Origin of the sequence: Curtobacterium sp. MCLR17_044, assembly GCF_003234435.1 — a bacterium.
Taxonomy (GTDB): Bacteria; Actinomycetota; Actinomycetes; order Actinomycetales; family Microbacteriaceae; genus Curtobacterium; species Curtobacterium flaccumfaciens.
Window position 1 is genome coordinate 54329 of the sequence record NZ_QKTC01000001.1, and the last position, 18218, is coordinate 72546.

Annotated in this window: 15 protein-coding genes; 5 read left to right on the top strand and 10 right to left on the bottom strand. The window is 70.8% G+C overall.

What is annotated here, in order from left to right; all coding sequences use genetic code 11:
* Positions 1-49: 49 nt before the first annotated feature.
* On the top strand, positions 50-1387 hold the full coding sequence (locus tag DEJ04_RS00295) for a uracil-xanthine permease family protein (protein ID WP_111045626.1): 1338 nt from the start codon (positions 50-52) through the stop codon (positions 1385-1387).
* 186 nt (positions 1388-1573) lie between these two features.
* Here the strand turns inward: DEJ04_RS00295 and DEJ04_RS00300 are convergent, their stop codons facing one another.
* The 3 genes from DEJ04_RS00300 to DEJ04_RS00310 form a co-directional block, all read right to left on the bottom strand.
* Positions 1574-2470, bottom strand: coding sequence for an exonuclease domain-containing protein (locus DEJ04_RS00300; RefSeq protein WP_111045627.1), 897 nt, complete (start codon positions 2468-2470; stop codon positions 1574-1576).
* Between the two features lie 107 nt (positions 2471-2577).
* Positions 2578-2985: a hypothetical protein gene (locus DEJ04_RS00305; RefSeq protein WP_111045628.1), complete on the bottom strand. Its 408-nt coding sequence runs from the start codon at positions 2983-2985 to the stop codon at positions 2578-2580.
* Between the two features lie 85 nt (positions 2986-3070).
* On the bottom strand, positions 3071-3661 hold the full coding sequence (locus DEJ04_RS00310; RefSeq protein ID WP_110893820.1) for a hypothetical protein: 591 nt from the start codon (positions 3659-3661) through the stop codon (positions 3071-3073).
* Positions 3662-3821: 160 nt separating this feature from the next.
* Here DEJ04_RS00310 and DEJ04_RS00315 point away from each other — a divergent pair, with 160 nt between their 5' ends.
* The 3 genes from DEJ04_RS00315 to DEJ04_RS00325 all read left to right on the top strand — a co-directional run bounded on the left by DEJ04_RS00315 (position 3822) and on the right by DEJ04_RS00325 (position 6843).
* On the top strand, positions 3822-5132 hold the full coding sequence (locus DEJ04_RS00315; RefSeq protein WP_111045629.1) for an MATE family efflux transporter: 1311 nt from the start codon (positions 3822-3824) through the stop codon (positions 5130-5132).
* 83 nt (positions 5133-5215) lie between these two features.
* Complete coding sequence (locus DEJ04_RS00320) at positions 5216-6421, top strand: lipopolysaccharide biosynthesis protein (RefSeq protein WP_146248611.1); 1206 nt, start codon at positions 5216-5218, stop codon at positions 6419-6421.
* Positions 6418-6843, top strand: a complete 426-nt coding sequence (locus DEJ04_RS00325; protein ID WP_111045631.1) for a hypothetical protein — start codon at positions 6418-6420, stop codon at positions 6841-6843. The genes DEJ04_RS00320 and DEJ04_RS00325 overlap by 4 nt, the downstream gene beginning before the upstream one ends.
* Before the next feature lie 198 nt (positions 6844-7041).
* Here DEJ04_RS00325 and DEJ04_RS00330 read toward each other — a convergent pair whose 3' ends face one another.
* Positions 7042-8679, bottom strand: a complete 1638-nt coding sequence (locus DEJ04_RS00330; protein ID WP_111045632.1) for an SIR2 family protein — start codon at positions 8677-8679, stop codon at positions 7042-7044.
* A 249-nt stretch (positions 8680-8928) separates the two neighbouring features.
* Positions 8929-10062 carry a substrate-binding domain-containing protein gene (locus DEJ04_RS00335; RefSeq protein ID WP_111045633.1) on the bottom strand — a complete coding sequence of 378 codons (1134 nt, stop codon included), beginning with the start codon at positions 10060-10062 and terminating at the stop codon, positions 8929-8931.
* A gap of 115 nt (positions 10063-10177) precedes the next feature.
* On the opposite strand from DEJ04_RS00335, the gene DEJ04_RS00340 reads away from it, so the two are divergent.
* On the top strand, positions 10178-11497 hold the full coding sequence (locus DEJ04_RS00340; RefSeq protein ID WP_111045634.1) for an MFS transporter: 1320 nt from the start codon (positions 10178-10180) through the stop codon (positions 11495-11497).
* A gap of 12 nt (positions 11498-11509) precedes the next feature.
* Here the strand turns inward: DEJ04_RS00340 and DEJ04_RS00345 are convergent, their stop codons facing one another.
* The 5 genes from DEJ04_RS00345 to DEJ04_RS00365 form a co-directional block, all read right to left on the bottom strand.
* The gene (locus tag DEJ04_RS00345; RefSeq protein ID WP_111045635.1) at positions 11510-13033 is read right to left on the bottom strand and encodes a helix-turn-helix domain-containing protein; all 1524 of its coding nucleotides are present in this window, start codon (positions 13031-13033) and stop codon (positions 11510-11512) included.
* The gene (locus DEJ04_RS00350; RefSeq protein ID WP_111045636.1) at positions 13030-14124 is read right to left on the bottom strand and encodes a DUF917 domain-containing protein; all 1095 of its coding nucleotides are present in this window, start codon (positions 14122-14124) and stop codon (positions 13030-13032) included. The genes DEJ04_RS00345 and DEJ04_RS00350 overlap by 4 nt, the downstream gene beginning before the upstream one ends.
* Positions 14125-14228: 104 nt before the next feature.
* On the bottom strand, positions 14229-15353 hold the full coding sequence (locus DEJ04_RS00355; protein WP_111045637.1) for a DUF917 domain-containing protein: 1125 nt from the start codon (positions 15351-15353) through the stop codon (positions 14229-14231).
* Positions 15350-16507: a DUF917 domain-containing protein gene (locus DEJ04_RS00360; RefSeq protein WP_220035534.1), complete on the bottom strand. Its 1158-nt coding sequence runs from the start codon at positions 16505-16507 to the stop codon at positions 15350-15352. The genes DEJ04_RS00355 and DEJ04_RS00360 overlap by 4 nt, the downstream gene beginning before the upstream one ends.
* Complete coding sequence (locus DEJ04_RS00365; RefSeq protein ID WP_111045638.1) at positions 16504-18060, bottom strand: hydantoinase/oxoprolinase N-terminal domain-containing protein; 1557 nt, start codon at positions 18058-18060, stop codon at positions 16504-16506. Before DEJ04_RS00365 ends, DEJ04_RS00360 begins: the two co-directional genes overlap by 4 nt.
* Between the last annotated feature and the right edge of the window lie 158 nt (positions 18061-18218).

An 18218-nucleotide genomic window follows, 5' to 3' on the forward strand; every position in this document is an offset into this window, starting at 1 on the left:
AGGTCGATCCGGGTCGTCACCGGCGCATCGCTGCCGGTACGGTCATCGCATGGGACTTCCGTGGAAGCTGCACGGCGACGGCAAGACCGTCTCCGCGACGACGATCGTGGCACCCGACGAACGGCTCACCTGGCCCCGGACGATCGGCCTCGGCGTGCAGCACGTCGTCGCGATGTTCGGCGCCACGTTCCTGGTGCCCCTGATCACCGGGTTCCCGCCGTCGACGACGCTGCTGTTCAGCGGCATCGGCACGATCCTGTTCCTGCTCATCACGGGCAACCGCCTGCCGAGCTACCTCGGCTCGTCGTTCGCGTTCATCGCCCCGATCGGTGCGGCGACCAAGATCGGTGGCATCCCGCTCGCCCTGTCCGGCATCATCGTCGTCGGCGCGCTGCTCGCGATCGTCGGGCTCGTCGTGCACCTGGCCGGCGCCGGGTGGATCGACCGGCTGATGCCCCCGGTGGTCTCCGGCGCGATCGTCGCCCTGATCGGCTTCAACCTGGCTCCGTCGGCCCGGGACAACTTCACGGCGGCCCCGGTCATCGCGGTCATCACCCTCGCGACGATCATCCTGGTCACCGTCCTGTTCAGGGGCCTGGTCGGCCGACTGTCGATCGTCATCGGCGTGCTCGTCGGGTACGTCGCAGCGCTCATCGGTGGTCAGGTCGACTTCTCCAAGGTCGGCGACAAGCCGTGGATCGGTCTGCCGGACTTCACCGCTCCCGCGTTCGACCCGTCCCAGCTCCCGATCTACCTGGCGTTCGTGCCGGTCGTCCTGGCGCTGGTCGCCGAGAACGTCGGCCACGTCAAGGGCGTCGGGCAGCTGACCGGCCGTGACCTCACCCCGCTCACCGGTCGCGCGCTCTTCGCCGACGGCATCTCGACCGTCCTGGCCGGCGTCGGCGGCGGCTCCGCCACCACCACCTACGGCGAGAACATCGGCGTCATGGCCGCCACCCGCGTCTTCTCCACCGCCGCCTACTGGGTCGCCGCGATCGCGGCCGTCCTGCTCGGCCTGTCGCCGAGGATCGGCGCCGTCATCTCGTCGGTGCCCGCGGGCGTGCTCGGCGGCGCCACCACCGCGCTCTACGGTCTGATCGGCATCATCGGCATCCGGATCTGGGTCGAGAACCGCGTCGACTTCTCGAAGCCGAAGAACCAGCTGACCGCCGGCATCGCCCTGATCATCGGCATCGCGGACTTCACGTTCCGCTTCGGCCAGGCGAGCTTCGGCGGCATCATCGTCGGCACGATCGCCGCGATCGTCGTCTACCACGTGATGGACGTCATCGGCCGGGCCCGCGGCACCGACGAGCCCTCGACCGAGGCCGCCGACCCCGCGCACGCCGCCATCGGCGCCGTCCCCGCGGAACCGCGCGCCGACTGACGCGAGTGGTCGGCCGGAACGCGCGTCCGGCCTGACGACGTGGGACCACCGGACTGGAGGCCCGTGGCGGCGCCGCCACGGGCCTCCAGTCCGTCCCGGCGCGCGCCGCGATCGGGAACCGGGTTCTGATCACCCAGACCGGGAACTTGCTCGATCCCATCTCCCGGAAGTTCGCCGGAGCTCGGGCTACGCGACGGCGACGATCTCGAGGAACGTCTGCTCCGTGACGATCTCGATGGTCTGGCCCGTGGCGGCGAGGTCCTTCGCTCGTTGGACCTTCCCGCTGAGGGAGGTTCCGGGTCGGAGCGTTGCGGGGTCGAAGCCGCCCATCACGACCAACGTGGTCTTCTTGGTCACGTTGCCCGAGACGACGGCTCCGAACGAAGCAACGAGCGTCTGCGCCTCGGTGCGGGTGTAACTGTCGAGGTCGCCAGAGAAGCACACCACCTCTCCGAACAGGGGGTGGGCCGGGTCAGCCTCGACGGCCGGTTGAGGAAGGTCGGCCTTTCGCTGGTACACACGGCCAGCTCGGTTGGTGCCCTTCGACCGGATTGGCACGGCAGCCCAGAGTTCGTCGACGCTCTCGATCTGCTGCTCCTCAGCGATGCGCAGGATGATCAGCGCGCAGGCGAGCGAGTCAGCGCCGGCTTCGTGGTGATGGAAGTCAGGTAGAGCAAAGTGTTCGACGACCAGCGGAAGACGGTGACTGGGCAGTTTGCAGTGGTGCCGGACCACGGCGAGGGCATCGAGGAAGTTCAGTTGCGGGTCGGGTGCTCCTGTCAGCGAGTTGGCCGCGTTGTAGACGCCCTTGTCGAAGGGACTGTAGGCGACGACGGGAAGCCCGTTCGTCACGGTGCGCAGCCGCTCAAGGGTCTCGGACCAGGTCGGGGCGCCGTCGACGTCGTCCGGCCCGATGCCGTGGAGGTAGGTGTTGGTGAAGTCCAGCCCAGTGGGCGGTTCGACGTACCAGGACGTCGTGGAATGGACAGCCCCGTCGATGACCGTGGTGAGGCCAACGGCACAAACCGATGCACGGTCGAAGTTGGCCGTTTCGAAGTCGAGGGCGACGAAGCTCAGCGTCATGCCGGCAGCTTAGGTGAGAGCGGCTCGTTCTTCGCTCCATCTGCCCCTCGACTGGAGGGTCCGGTGATCGCTCGAGCGTCACCGACAGTCGAGCGAGTGCAGAGTGATCATGGTTGGCTGCGCAACGGGAGGTGGCCCCACCAGCCCAGGCCAGCGGCGTCGAAATCGAGGATGTCGAGGTAAGCGCCAAGTGGTTCGCCGATGTTGAAGTCCGCGACCTCCTGTCCGAACTCCTCTGGAGTCGACTGGTCGCCGGTTGCGTAGGCGTCCGTGCGGTCGATCGTCGTCCACCGGTCGCGGATGATCCCGACGCGAGGACCTTGCCACGGGGAGTCGTAGACGACGCGGAACTCGTCATCCGTGGCCCAGGCGTCGTGCACGACGACGCTTGCCGCCTCGGTTGGGCCGCCGTCGCGGAGTTTTCGGAGGCATGCGAGCAGGGCCCGCTGACCCCATTCCTCGGCACGAGACGCCTCAAGTTCTGCGATCAGCTCAGCATGTCGAACGCTCTCCATGTGGCGAACGTATCAAGCGAACCGTCCGACGACGGACCTGGCCTCGATCGGTGCGGCGATGCTTCCGAAAGGTGCGCCGACGGAATCAGGCGTCCGCCCAAACTGGACGGTTCAAGAGCCAAGGGTGCCCCTCTGGGAGTCCGACGCGATCGCCGAAGGCGAGGTCTTCGAACCGCGCGGGCAACATGACCGGCACAGCAGCGGTCGGCTGGGCGAGCAGGTCCCACCGGGCCTCGTACCCGCTCCACACGCTGATGTGCACGCGAGACTTGTCAACACCCGCGTTCCGGGTTCCCGGAACCGCGTCGGGGTCCGTTCGCCAATCTTCGTGCGCGATGAAGGCTGCAGCCGCAACGTGGTCTCGGGGAACGATGAACGAACGGGGCGCCGAGACGTAGTCGGACTGTTCCGGCAGGCTCACGAAGACGAACCACTCTCGATCCGAGCGCGCCGTCTGCTGCGAGTTCAAGCCGAGTGGGTAGTTCACATTGGAGGCTGCTCGAGCCGCTTTGACCTGCACCTCGATCGCGGGGCGCGAGAGGTCCTCGGTGTGCACGGCGAGGATGTCCGTCCGCGCGAGCCCATCGCGCGTCAGCGCGGCACCCCAACCCTGCCGAGCGAGCATCGAACACACCCAGTGTTCCCCAGCGGACTTCGTCATCTTGTTGTCGGCCATCCGTGCTTCCCTTCGATGTGGATGGGCCTATCGACAACGCACGGCGGCATGTTAGGGATTCTCACTTTCCAAGCGCCTCGGGATCCGGGCGGGGCCACGAAACGCGCGCACTCCGCATCGCCGACAGAATGGGTCGGTGCACCGACCGACGCAACCCGCTGTGACCGCTGAGCGGCGCGCGGTCGACCGCGACATCGTGCGGCTGGCGGTGCCGGCCCTCGGAGCGCTCGTGGTCGAGCCGCTGTTCCTGCTGACCGACACCGCGCTCGTCGGGCACCTCGGGGCGACGCCGCTGGCGGCCGTCGGGCTCGCGAGTGCCGTGCTGTCGACGGTGACCGGGCTGCTGGTGTTCCTGGCGTACTCGACGACCCCGGCCGTGGCGCGGGCGCTCGGTGGTGGCGACCGTCGCGGAGCCGTGCACGCGGGCATCGACGGGATGTGGCTCGCGCTCGTGCTGGGGGTGGTGCTGGCGCTGGCCGGGTGGCCGCTCGCCGGGCCGCTCGTCGACCTGTTCGGCGCCTCGGCCGAGGTGTCGGCCGCCGCGACCGCGTACCTGACCATCTCGCTGATCGGGCTGCCCGGCATCCTGGTCGTCACCGCCTCGACCGGACTGCTGCGTGGGCTGCAGGACACGAAGACCCCGCTCGTCGTCGCGACCATCGGGTTCGTCGCGAACGGGCTGCTCAACGCCGCCCTGATCTACGGCGCCGGCTGGGGCGTCGAGGGATCCGCCGCCGGCACCGTCATCGTGCAGTGGGCGATGGCCGTCGTCTACGTGCGCATCGCGGTGCGGGCCGCTCGGTCGTCGGGGGCGCCGCTGCGACCCGGCGCCTCGGGCGTCGCACGAGCACTGCGGTCGGGTGCCTGGCTGTTCCTGCGGACCGCGTCGCTGCGGATCGCGATGCTCGCGACCGTCGGGGCCGCTGCCGGGCTGGGGACCACCGGACTGGCGACGACGCAGGTCGGGCTGACCGTCTTCTCGACGCTGGCGTTCGCGCTCGACGCCCTGGCGATCGCCGGGCAGGCGCTCGTCGGGCACGGGCTCGGCGGGCGTGACCCGGAGCGGGTGCGACTGGTGACGCGACGGCTCGTGCTGCTCGGGATCGCCGGCGGAGTGGTGCTCGGGGTGCTGACCCTGGCCGTGAGCGGGGTGCTCGGGCCGGTGTTCTCGGACTCGCAGGCGGTGCGGGACGCCCTGCCCGTCGTGCTGGCGCTCATCGCCGTCGGCATGCCCGTCGCCGGGTACGTCTTCGTGCTCGACGGGGTGCTGATCGGTGCCGGGGACGCGCGGTACCTCGCCATCGCCGGAGGCCTGAACCTCGTCGTGTACCTGCCGCTGCTCTGGTGGGCCGGCGGGACGCTCGCGGGGTTGTGGGCGGCCTTCGCCCTCGGGTACATCGGGGTCCGGGCGGTGACGCTCGGGGTGCGGGCGCACCGGCGCGGCTGGGTGGAACAGGCGTTGGCGCGGTGAGCGGGTCTTCTCCGGCTGGGCCCGCTTCGTCCTCCGGGTCTGATTCTCCTGCGGCTCCGTCGTCTTCGGTGGCTTCGTCGGCCGTGCTCGCCACGGTCGGCATCGGGGTGCAGGGTGTCGCGAAGCTGCTCGTGACCGTCGTCGTCGGGCGGGTGTTCGGCACCGAGACCCTCGGGCAGACCACGGCGCTGCTGTCGCTCTCGGTGTTCGTCGCGCTGCTCTGGCCGAACGCCGCGGGCAACACCGCATCGCGGTTCCTGGCGATCGCACTGCGGCGTCGGCGGTCGGACGCCGCGGTGAACCGGCTGCTCGGGGTGTCGATGCTGGTGTCGAGCGTGGTGCTCGCGGCGGTCACCGTGCCGATCGCGCTGGCCTGGGGCAACGGCCCCGGCATGGTGCTCGGTGGTGCCGCGGTCGTCGTCGGCTACGGCCTCTACTGCTACGCCCGCGGCGCGCAGCTCGGCTACGACCGGGCACCCCGGGTCGCACTCTGGGACTCCGTGACGAGCGTCCTGGCGCTCGGACTGCTCGTGGTGGCCTGCGTCGCCCGCCTCGAGCCCTTCGTGCTGCTGCCCCTGGCCATCGGGTACACGGTGTTCGCGATCGCGTGCTGGCCGCGGGGCAACGGCTTCGCGCCGGCTTCGCGCGAACCCGCTGCCGGGGTGCTCGGGTTCGCAGCGTGGAACGTGCTGGCGGTGGTGACCTCGAACGGGTTGCTGCAGTTGACGATGATCTCGGCGCAGGTGACGTCCTCGGCACACGACGCCGGTGTCTACGCCGCTGCCTTCACCCTGGCGACGCCGGCGTCGATGCTCGGGCAGGCGTTGGGGCAGGTACTCGTGCCGGCGTTCGCGCACCGGACCGATGGTGGATCGTTGCGCTCCCGCGGGGCCCTGCTGCTCGTCGTCGGGTTCGCTGCTGCTTCCGCCGTCGTCTTCGGCCTGGTCGCCCTGCTCGCCGGGTGGTTCCTGCCGATCGTCTACCCCGCCGAGGGCGCCGCTGCCGTCGCGGACCTGCGGTACCTGATGGTCGCGGTGTGGGTGTTCACCGTCGGGCTCGTGCCCGCGGCGTTGCTGCTCGCCGCCGGACGCTCACGGCAGGTCGCCCTTGCCTCGGTCGCCGGGTTCGTCGTCGGGGCTGGGCTCATGGCGGTGCTCGGACCCGTTGCAGGTGTCGCGGGTGGCACCACGGGCTTCTTGGTGGGGAGTGCAGTGAACCTGGTTGCGGTGGTGGGGCTCGGGGTGCGCACCAGCGCCGTGCCTCGACAATCCGGAGGGAATGTCGCATGAAGCTCGCACGGAAACACTCGCGGACCCCGCTGCTCACGAGCATCGGGATCGTCGCCGCGGTCGCGTTGGCCGGCTGCTCCGGACACAACGTCCCGACCGATGTCGGAGGCGAACCCTCCGACGCCTCGGAGACCGCCGCGAGACAAGCAGCGGTCGAGGGTCTCGAGGAGCACGACGAACACCGCTTCGTGTCGGCGGTGGGACAGGATCAGCGTTCCGGCGCGGTCAGGGCGTGGAAGGTCTGCGAGCCGCTCCTGACACCGGGTGCGAAGGTCACCTCGAACGATGCGGTGATGACGACCATCGTCGGCGTCTTCGTGCACCCTGCCGACAAGCGGGCGAAGGACTGCTGGGTCACGCTGTCGTGGACAGAAGGTCAGGGGTGGAGCATGACGGCTGAACTGTCCGCCGCCGACGACTAGGCCGCACACGCTTCGTACGCGGGAGCCCGTGGCCGTGGTGCGGCGAGTTCCCTCGACACCGCCGGTCAGGGGGTCGCTGCTGCGCCGCTACGGGACCAGTTTCCAGAGCCCCATCTGCCACCGCGAACAACGAACGCAGCACCGAGCCGATATGACGCCCTTATGTCAGCATGCCAAAGCCAGTCTGTCTGTTTTCGGTTAGGCCGCCCCTACCGTTCCGCGCCATCCTTCCACACCGGCAATCGTTGAGCCGTCGATATCTAGCTCCACGGGTAAAACCGTCTCCGGAGGAGCGTAGACAGTCACCGTGACACCCGTCCCCCAGAACTCCCGCGACATTCCAGAACCCCATAGCCCACGAGAAGACGTCTCGGCTGGGATCGGTAGCGCATCAAAAAGGGGCGTAGTTGCAGAGAATCCATAGTTAGAGCCTGGTTCAGTCAGCGGCCTTACCGTCAGGCTAACTTCGGTGAGGGCCAGTCCTAGCCACGTCACGTCAAATCGAACGGAATCCTCATTTTGTGTGACAGCAACGGTCACGATGGGGTCTGGCGCGAGACTCGGCCGTGAACTAAGCAACTCACCAAGTCGATCCCCAGTGGTCCCTTCAACGGGCTGCACTCGAGCCAAAATGCCACGCCCTCGGCCGTCGAATCGTCTCCCATACTCAGCCATCAGCGCGGACCGGAAGTCCTCACTCGTGTCGTAGAAACGCTGCCGAGGCCAATGGGGATCGAGGATTGACATCGTGCGCGCCGAGTCCCCACCCAACCAATCGCGGATCATCGCATTAATATGCACATCGCTGAAGGAGTAGCCCGCCACAGCGAGATGCGTGGCACGGAGCAACGCTGATCGTGCAGCGAAATTGAGAACAAGTGTTGGCCCGTCGGTTGCCAGCTTCTCCCGATCACCAACCACAATCCAGGGCAGGTCGCGGCGCTGATGCCCCCACGTCTCTGGAGATGCCTCGGGCGGGACAACACGAATCCCGCGTGGTGAGAGCTGCGAGTGAGGTGCATCTGGGGAAACCGATGGTTGCCAGTCCAACGATCCGTGAAGCTTCATGAGATTCAATTGGCCGTCGACTGGCAGGAACTGGAGATACTCGCCTGGGCGCCACCCCTCGACGCCGCGATTAACAGAGATGTTTTCGTTTGCGGCAGCTGTTTCTACAGTAAGGTCATAGTTCAGAGTGATCACATCGACCCCCCCAACCTGCTCCCGCGCTAGCTGAAGGAGTGGAGCGAAGTAGGAGACGTCTCCGTGGGCACCGAGCAGTTCAACTAGAGATGCGAGGATAAATTCCTCGGCCCGCTCGAAGGGCTCCTTAAGATCGGGGCGAAGTGCCGCCCGAGCAATTCTAGCGACAGCCTCGGTGATGTTTCGGTCTTCGAATCCAATTCGCGAACTCAAGGCCTTCCCGACCGAGTCTAAGATGGCTTTACCCGATTGAGTCGGGAGATTAGATGAACCAAAGTTGCTGAGTGCCGCCGACCAACTCGCAACAAACGGTGCCACTTCGTGATTCTCGCGATCACGGAGCAACCGAACCGCAGATATCAGGGTTTCAATATTAACGGCGGACCGCGGATTCTCTCCGCGTGCACCCTGATACCCCACCATGCCTGCGTAGACCGCATTAATCGCACGAACCCAGTCCGGTCTTCCTCGCGAAGGACCATGTCCAGCCTCATTCGCCTTGTCAACGATCGCGCCCGCAAGTTCCGAGGTGAGGGGAAGTCCGGCGTCTTTCGAGGCACCCGCCCCCAGCAGCACCGCAGTACGTTCGGTGTTGTCGGCACTACCTAGTCGGCTGTCGATGTTCTCCTCCATGAGTGGGACCCCGTTCTTGCGTCAGCGACACGGCTGCGACCACCGCGACCTCATCTTGCCTCAGTGCTTCCGCCCTCCGCGGCACGAACCCTGCGGGTCAGCTCCGGCCGTTCCTCTGGGGTATACCTCAACGCCACGGCGTCGGAAACACCGACGAGTGTTGTTCTGGGCCACATCACATCGCTTTCGCCACAGAAGCGTGCAAGGGTCCAGACCCGATGCCACACGCAGCCAGGCGCAGTGCTTTCGTCAGCCGGGGCACGGAGCTGGCGGCGGCCCCGTCGTATCCCCCACCCGCAACTCCGACGTGAACGACGCCGGTTGCGGCTCCGCACCCTCGAGCATGGCCAGGGCGGCACGGGCGGCGGCCTGGCCCTTCTGCACGAACGGCTGCACCAGGGTGGTGAGGTGCCGGATCGGGGTGCGGTGGAGCAGGCTGTCGTCCACGGTGATGCCGTCGAAGCCGACGACACTGACGTCCTCGGGGACACGGAGTCCAGCATCGAGTGCGGCCGAGATCACCCCGACGGCGATCAGGTCACTCTGCGCGATGACGGCGGTGGGGCGCGGGCCGTCCGGAGCGAAGAGCTCCGTGCCGGCGAGACGCCCCTCCTCCACCGAGCTGCCGGCGGCCTCGATCGCGACGGCGTCCGGGTAGACCTGGCGCACACCACGCAGTCGCTCGAGGGTGGTGAAGGCGATGCCCTCGTCCTGCCGGGCCGCGTCGATCGGGCCACGGCGACGTGCGGCATCGAGGGGCAGGGTCACGACGGTCACGTCCCGGTGGCCGAGCCCCTGCAGGTACTCGGCAGCACGGCGTGAAGCATCCCGGTTGTCGAGCTGCACGGGGACGGCACCCTCGATCTCGTCCGCCTCGATCGCGACGACGGGGATCTGCCGACGGCGCAGCACGGCGACGGCCGGGTCGATCCGGACGTTGCACCCGACGAGCACGACGGCGTCCATCGGGGCATCGACCAACGGGCCGGCGCCCTGCTCGTCGTCGAGCGGACTCCGGACGAGCAACAGTGAAGCACCTGCGGCACCGGCGACCTCGGCGATGCCGTCGAGCGTCAGGACGTTGACCGGATCACGGAAGGCGTCGCTCAGACGCTCGTCCATCACGACGCCGATGACGCCGGAACGACCGCGGCGCAGCGAACGCGCACGGGGATCGGGGCCGCCGTAACCGAGGTCGGCGGCAGCGGCGAGCACGCGGGCCTTGGCGTCCTCGGACACCGGGCCGAGACCGCTGAAGGCGAGCGAGGCCGTCGACGGCGCGACCCCGGCAGCGCGGGCGACCGCGGCGAGCGTCGGGCGCGACGAACGGGTGACGCCGCCGCGGGAAGGCGACGCGCCGGGTCCTGTTGCCGGTTCGTCCATCGCCCGTTAGCGTAGCCGGAACAAGCAGTCGAATCGATTCGACAGCCGCAAGACCAGCACCGACACGCACCAGAACGCGCAGCACCGAGCGCGCCGCAGCACGATGGGAACCACCATGACGACGCCGTCCACCCGCACCGTCCCGACCACCAAGGCCTGGATCATCGCGGTGTTCGTGGTGTTCACCCTGTCCGGGCTCGACATCGCGACGTGGCTGGGCCGGATCCCGAGCGTCCGCGACTCCCTCGGGGCGAGCACGTTCGAGATGGGCCTGCTCGTGCTCGGCATGGCCGTCGGCTCGATCGGCGGTCTGACCTTCGCCGGGCACATCGTCGCGAAGCTCGGTGCCCGTCGGGGCGTGCAGGTGGCTGCGGCGTGCCTGGCGGTCGGGATGATCTTCGCCGGGGTCGCGGTCTCGCTCGGGTGGGGCTTCGCCGCCATCTGGATCGCGCTCATCGCGTTCGGCTTCGGCAACGGCCTGTGCGACGTGTCGATGAACGTCTCCGGCGCCGCCGCCGAGAAGGCCGGCGGGCGCACGATCATGCCGCTGTTCCACGCCGCGTTCAGCCTCGGCACGCTCGCGGGTGCAGGCCTCGGCGCGCTGGCCGAGAAGCTCGAGATCCCGGTGTCGTGGCACTTCATCGTGCTCGTCGTCATCACGAGCGCCGCCATGCTCGTCGCCGTCGCGAAGTTCCAGGACGAGCACCTCGTCGAGCAGCCGGTGTCGACCGACACCAGCCCGGTCGCGACCCCGCTCACCCGCTGGCAGGTCTGGGCACAGCCCTCCACACTGCTCATCGGCGTGATCGTGCTCGGCATGGCGCTGGCCGAGGGGTCCGCGAACGACTGGCTGCCCCTCGCGATGATCGACGGCCACGGGCTCGACAACGCCGGTGGTGCTGCCGTTCTGACGGTGTTCCTCGCCGCGATGACGGCCGGCCGCGTCGCCGGCAGCCCGCTGATCGACAAGTTCGGCCGCGTGCCGATCCTGCGCATCAGCGCCGCCGTCGCAGTGGTCGGCCTGGGCATGCTCATCTTCATCGACAACGTGCCGCTCGCGATCGTCGGCGTCGTGCTCTGGGGCCTCGGTGCCAGCCTCGGCTTCCCGATGGGCATGTCCGCCGCGGCCGACGACCCCCGTACCGCGGCCGCCAAGGTCAGCGCCGTCGCGACGATCGGCTACGTGGCGTTCCTGGCCGGGCCGCCGCTGATCGGGTTCCTCGGTGAGGAGATCGGCCTGCTCGGGGCGCTGCTGATCGTCTTCGTGTTCATCATCGCGGCCGGCCTGGCCTCGGGTGCAGCGCGCGAGACCGGTGCCGCCGCCCGGCCCGCCCGCGGGACCGACAAGACGAGCGGGACCACGAAGCGCGAGACCGAGAAGGCCAGCCAGACCGACAAGACGAGCGAGACCGAGCGAGCCAGCGACCGCAGCTGACGCAGCGAGCCCTCAGCCGCCGTCGCCCGCCCGCGCCCGCGTCGCCAGGTGCAGGGCGAGGCGGGTCTCCGGGTCGGACAGGTCCACCCCGAGCAGCCGCTCCACCCGCGCGATGCGGTCGGACACGGTGTTCCGGTGGACCCCGAGCACCGCGGCGGTCTCGGCGATCGACGACTCCGCGTCCAGGTAGGCGGCGAGCGTCGTCAGGAGCGCGCCGCCACCGCGCTCGAGCGGTGCGAGCAACTGCCGCGAGGCCGGCAGGAACGTGTCCGTCTGCGTCCACGCGAGCAGCAGCTGCGCGAGCCCGAGCCGGTCGACGTGCACGAAGTGCCCGGACTCCGGACGGCTGGCGGCCAGGCGGGCGGCGTCGCCGGCCTCGCCGAGCGTCCGGACCAGCCCGGCAGGGCCCGCCTGCAGACTGCCGACGCCCACGTTGGTCTCCACAGTGGTGCGGAGCGTGTTCTGCGCGCGCCGCAGACGACCCGCGATGTCGGCCACTGCCTCCCGGCCGGGTTCGTCGGGTTCCGACAGCCACAGCACCCAGCCGTCCGCCTGTTCGACGACGACCGCGTCGAGTCCCTCGGCGCGCACCGCGGCGTCGACCTGCTGGCGGAGCGCGACCAGGTCGACGCCCTGCCGCGCGACCACGCGCGCACCGACGTGCCAGGCGTCCAACCGCCACCCGGCGGCGATGGTCCGCTGCACGAGCTGCGGGGCCGGGGCTCCGTCGGCCGCGCGGAGTTCGTCGAGCATCGCCATCCGGTAGCGGGCGTCGCGCTCGTCGTCGAGCCGGGTGAGCAGCAGCCGGTGCCCGACGGCGACGGCGGCCACCTGCAGGGCACTCGCGACCACCTGCTGTTCGGCGGCGATCGGGACGGGCAGGCCGACGGCCAGCCAGGCGCGCGGTCCGATGCCGGTGCCGACCGGGATCGCCACGAGCGTCTCGTCGACGCCCTCGGCGGTCAGCACGTCGCTGGTGCCGGCGCGGCGGACGAGCACCGCGCGGGCCGCGTCGTCGACGGCGGCTCCGCGGAGTGCCATGCCCGAGGCGTCGAGGAACCGCACCGGGTGGCCGAGCGAGCGGTCGAGCCGGGCGAACAGGTCGTCGAGTTCGGGGCCGGCGTCGAGCGCGACGCGGGAGGCGTCGAGGGCGGCCCGGGCCGCCGGACCCATCCCGGTGCCGATGAGTTCGTGCAGGCGGACCGAGGTCGCCCACGGGTCCGGGGTGGCGAGCACGGCGACGCCGAGCCGGTCGGCGAGCGTCGTGCTGCCGGGGCCGAGTTCCAGTGCCCCGTCGACGACGAGCAGGATGGTGCCGGCCGCGGACGCCCGGCGCAGCAGCACGTCGAAGCGTGCGTCCGCGCGGTCGACCGGGGTGAGCAGCACGACGACGTCGTCGCCCTGTGACAGGGACCGGCCGACCTGGTCGGGCGTCCCCACGACCCCGCGGACGCTCCGGACCGCGGTGCTGCCGGGGCCGACGAGCAGGCGGGTGCCGGGCGGCAGGAGCGGGAGCAGGTCGCCGACGGCGTTCACGCGAGCACCTGGCCCACGGCCTCGGGGACGACGTCCGCGTCGATGCCGAACGCCCGCGGCCCCATGCGCGCGGTGCGGTCGGGGTCCGCCCACCACCACGGCGCCGACGGCAGCACGAGCACCGCGAGCTCGTTGCCGACCCGCGTGCGGTCGGTCGCCACCGGCGCGAGCGAGCGCGCGTCGACGACGGTGATGACGCTCGGCGTGCTGGCGACCGACAGGCCGTCGACCAGGCAGTGCACGTACTCGCTGCCCGCCTCGACCCGGGCGACCGCGCCGGTGCCGGCGTCGCGGATGGCCAGGCTGCTGCGCACGAACGCGAGCGCGTCCCCCTCGCGCTGGACGTCGATGACCCGGCCCTGCGCGACGACGCGGCCGCCGATGAGCGCGGCGAGTTCCGCCGCGTCGCGTGCGCCGCCCGCTGCACGTCCGATCCGGAGGGCGCGCTGCACGCTGCCGACGACGGCCCGCTCGCGCAGCAGCGCCACCGGGACCGGGCCGATCGCGAAGGCCGCCCAGCCGCCGCTGTGCGAGACGGCCTCGCGCCAGACCGTCTCGACGTCGTGGGGGTGCCGGGCGTCGACGACGATCCGCAGGCCGCTCGTGGTGGCCGCGGCGGCCGTGACCGTCGTGGTCGGGCCGACGAAGACCGACAGCTGGTCGATGCGCGGGACCGCGCGGCCGACCAGGTCCGCGTCGACGAGCGGCAGTCCGGCGGCGTGTGCGCTGAGGGCCGCGGCCGGTCCGGTCACGCCGCCGATCTGCGCGGCGACGACGGCGTCGGCACGGACGCCCGTCCAGCGTTCGACCGCCGCGAGCGCGGCCGGCAGCTCCTCGCCGCTCGGCATCTTCTCCTCGAGCACGGTGGTCGACCCGATCAGCCCGACGGCCACCACCGATCCGAGCGCGGGGTCGTCGAGGTCGACGACCGGCACGCTGTGGTCGCCGAGCGCGAAGCGGAGCGCGCTGACCATGTGGTCGACGCGGCCGCCACCGCCGCAGCCGAGCAGGGCGGTGCCGCGTCCGAAGACGGTCGCGTCGTCGGCCTGGAGGCACGCCACACCGCCGCCCCGCCGCTCACCCTGGTCCATGGGTCCATTCTGCTGCCGTGGTCGCGTCCCGGGGGCGGAGCCCGGGGCCAGGGCCCGAGGTCGGGTGCGTGGGCCGGGCGCCGGGGTCGGCGCGCGGCCGTTCGTCAGCCGACCGCCGGGGCGGCCGGTCGGACGTGCTCGTGCAGGTCCTCGACCGGGACGAACGATTCGTCGAGCCCGAAGCACGACGGCCCGAACACGGCGAGCGCCTCCGGGGTCCGCATCAGGTCGGGAGTCGAGATGCCGATCACCCGGACGCGCTGCCCGAACCGCAGGCGTTCGGTGGTGATCGGCTCGGCGGTCTCGGCGTCGAGGACGCAGATCAGGTCGGGCACGACGGCGACGAGCTGCCCGTCACGCCGGGCGACGAGGTTCTCGTTCTGGAACCGGAGTTCGAGCTCGGAGCCGTCGGTCCCCTGCACGGTGGCGCGCCCGCGGGCGAACCCGTCGACCGTGCGGCGCTCGACGTCGACGACCTTGCCGTCGAACAGCTCGCGCAGGTGCATGTAGATCGTCGTGCCGAGGGCCTCGGCGAGCGCGTCGATGGGGTCGCGGTGGGCTTCGCGGGCGACCCGGATGGCCCGACCGACGGCGAGTGCCAGGGAGAGCGTGCGCGGGACGGCGGTCTCCTTCACCTGGCGGCCGGACATGGCGTACTCGGCGATGTAGGCGACGCCGCCGAGCCGGATGGTGACCCCGCGGGCGAGCCACTCCATCTTCTTGTTGTCCGTGCCGGTCTCGATGATGACGCCGTGGCCGTTCTCGTCGCTGATCGCGAGCGGACTGCCGGGGACCCCGTAGACCGAGAACGTCTCCATCTGCAGCTCGGGGAAGGCACGGCCCATGCCGTCCGCGTCGACGACGGGCAGGCCGCCGGTGGCACCGACGAGCAGCGGGATCATCGAGTTGATGCCGCCGCACTCGATGGGCATCGTCGCGGTCGCCGTCCGGCCCAGGTGGGCTTCGAGCCGACGGAGGGCGCCGAGGGGTTCCGGTCCGGCGGGGATGCGTTCGAGCACCACGGTCGGTGCGCCCATCTGCGCCGTGGGGATGACGAGGGCGTCGTCGGGCACCTCGGACGGGTCGAGGATCGTGACGGGGCCGTGCTGTTCGATCGCGGCACGGACCAGGAGCATCCCGATGGTCGGGTCGCCCCCGCCGCCGGTGCCGAGCAGCGCGGCGCCGCGGGCCAGGTCGGGCAGGTCGTCGACGTCGAGGATCCAGCTCATCGGTGCGCTCCCGTGTTCGTCTCGCCCGCGCTCGTGGTGCCGTCGTGGCGGACCGCGGGGGTGTCGTAGCCGAAGTACCGCGGGCCGGCCAGGCGCAGGCCCTCCGGGGAGTGCCAGCGCTCGTCGGCCGGTGCCGTGACGATCCGGATGCGGGCGCCGAAGCGCAGGGCCTCGGTGGTGATCGGCTCGCCGGTCTCGGCGTCCAGGGTGATGATGAGGTCGGGAGCCGTGGTGCGGACCTGGCCGGCCACCTCGACCAGCAGGTGCTCGTTCTGGAACCGGAGCACCGCCTCCAGGCCGGTGTCGCTGCCGGAACCGGCGATGCTGGCCGTGCCACGGGCGAACCCGGTGACGGTCTTGCGCTCGATGTCGGCGACCTTGCCCTCGAACACGACCGTGCCGCCGAGCACCTCGGTCACCGCCGTGACGGGGTCGGCGTTCTCGCTGCGTGCGCGGACCAGCGTCTCGCCGAGCCGGACGCTCAGCGACAGGCTGCCGCGGACGAACGACTCCTTCACCTGCGCGCCGGACATGGCGTACTGCGCCGTGATCGCGGAGCAGCCCATCTCGACCGTCGCCGTGCGGGCGAGCCGTTCCGCCCACCGGTTGTCGACCGTGTCGAAGACGACGGTGTTGCCCTTCTCGTCGGCCAGGGCCATCGGTGTCGCGCTGACCCCGGACAGGGTCGGCAGCACCATCTGCACCTCGGGGAAGGCGCGGCCCATGCCGTCGCCGTCGACCAGGGGCAGGCCGAGCTCGGCCGCGGCGACGATCGGTGTCGTCGAGTTCACGCCCCCGACCTCGATGCAGGCCAGGTGGGTCGGGGTCACGTTGAGGAACGCCGACAGGCTTCGGATGGCCTCGGCGAACTGGCCGGCCGACGGCAGCTTCTCGACCATCACCGTGGGAGCGCCGATCATCGCGACCGAGAGCACCACGGCGTCGTCGGGCAGGTCCTCGACCTGGACGATCTCGACCGGGCCGTGGGCGCGGACGGCGGCCTCGGCGAGCAGGCGACCGATGTAGGGGTCACCGCCGCCGCCGGTGCCGAGGATCGCGGCGCCGCGGGCGAGGGCGGAGCAGTCGGCGCCGATGGCGGTGAGGAGGGGTGCTGTGGGCGCGGCGGTGCGCGGCGCGGCTTGCGTGGCGCTCATCGGACCAGCGCCCCGAGTGCCAGGTCGCCGACCGCCTTGGCGCGGATCCGCGTCGCGTTGCCCGGCAGGTACGGGATCGGGACCTCGTCGAAGTCGACGATGTCCACCGAGCCGGGGTCGGCGCCGGCCGCGATGGCACGGTCGACCGCCTCTTGCCGGGCCTCGTCGACCACGGCGGACCGGCGGCCGTCGCTGATCGCGTAGACCTTGTCGACCTCGCCGCTGACCTGCGCGATCGCCGCACCGATGGCGTTGGCCACCGAGTAGTGCTCCGGGCGGTGCACGGTGCCGAGTCCGGGCAGGCTGTCCGGCAGCAGCACCGAGCCGCCGCCGACCGCCACGACGGGCAGCGGGTCGGACGAGGTGCGCATCCGCTCGACGATGTCGGCGACGCGCTCCGCGATGACGTCGAGCGCGCGGGCGGCGACCTCGGCCGGCACACCGGCGACGAGCGACGGGTCCCCGATCGCGCCACGGCCACCGCGGACGGCCACGTCGGTGGCGGTCAGGGTGGTGCCGCCGAAGACCAGGCCCTCCTCGGTCAGGCGGTACCCGACGGAGTCCGGCCCGACGACGCTGCCGTCCTCGCGGATGCGGGAGCCGCCGCCGATGCCGACGGACAGGACGTCGGGCATCCGGAAGTTCGTGCGGATGCCGGCGACGGCGACCTCGCCGGTGGCCTCGCGCGGGAAGCCCGCGGTCAGGACGCCGACGTCGCTCGTCGTGCCGCCGACGTCGACGACCGCGCAGGTGTCGAAGCCGGACAGCACCGCTGCGCCACGCATCGAGTTCGTCGGGCCGGAGGCGAACGTCGCGACCGGGTAGCGGCGGGCGTACTCGACGTCCATCAGCGTGCCGTCGTTCTGGCTCAGGAAGAGCGGTGCGTCGATGCCGCTGCCCGTGACCGACCCGGACAGGCCGTCGACGATGCGGTCGGCGAGCTCACGGAGCGCCGCGTTGATGATCGTCGCGTTCTCGCGCTCGAGCAGGCCGATGCGACCGATCTCGGACGACAGCGAGAACGCCACGTCCGGCCCGAGCTCGGCGGCCATGATCTCCTGCGCGCGCTGCTCGAACTCGTCGTTGATCGGGGAGAACACCGACGAGATCGCGACGGAGCGGATGCCCGCGGCGGCGATGGCACCGGAGTGCCGCTTGAGTTCCTCGGGGTCGAGCTCCGAGATGACGCGGCCGTCGAACTCGTGGCCGCCGTGGGCCAGGAACGGCTGCGCGTGCACGGCCGACACCAGGTGCCCGGGCCAGTCCGTGAAGGGCGGCAGCGACGCCGTCGCCGGCAGGCCCAGGCGGACCGCGGCGGTCGGGGCGAGGCCGCGTGCCTCGACCAGGGCGTTGATGAAGTGGGTGGTGCCGATCATCACGCCGTCGATGTCCGTGGGGCCGAAGGCGTGCTGCTCGCGCAGGCCGTCGAGCGCGGCGACGATGCCCGAGGTGACGTCAGGGGTGGTGGACCGCTTGACCGCCGCACGGACGGTGCTGCCGTCCATCAGGACGGCGTCCGTGTTGGTGCCGCCGACGTCGATGCCGATGCGCATGGGGGTTCCCTTCGGTGGTGCGGGTGCGGGTGCGGTGGTGCGGGTGCGGTGTGTTCGCGGGGTCTTCGCGGGGGGGGGTACTGGTTCGTGGAGTGGGGACCGGCCGCGCCGTCGCGCGGATCAGGGGTGCGGCGACGCGACCGGCCGTTCGGGGAGCG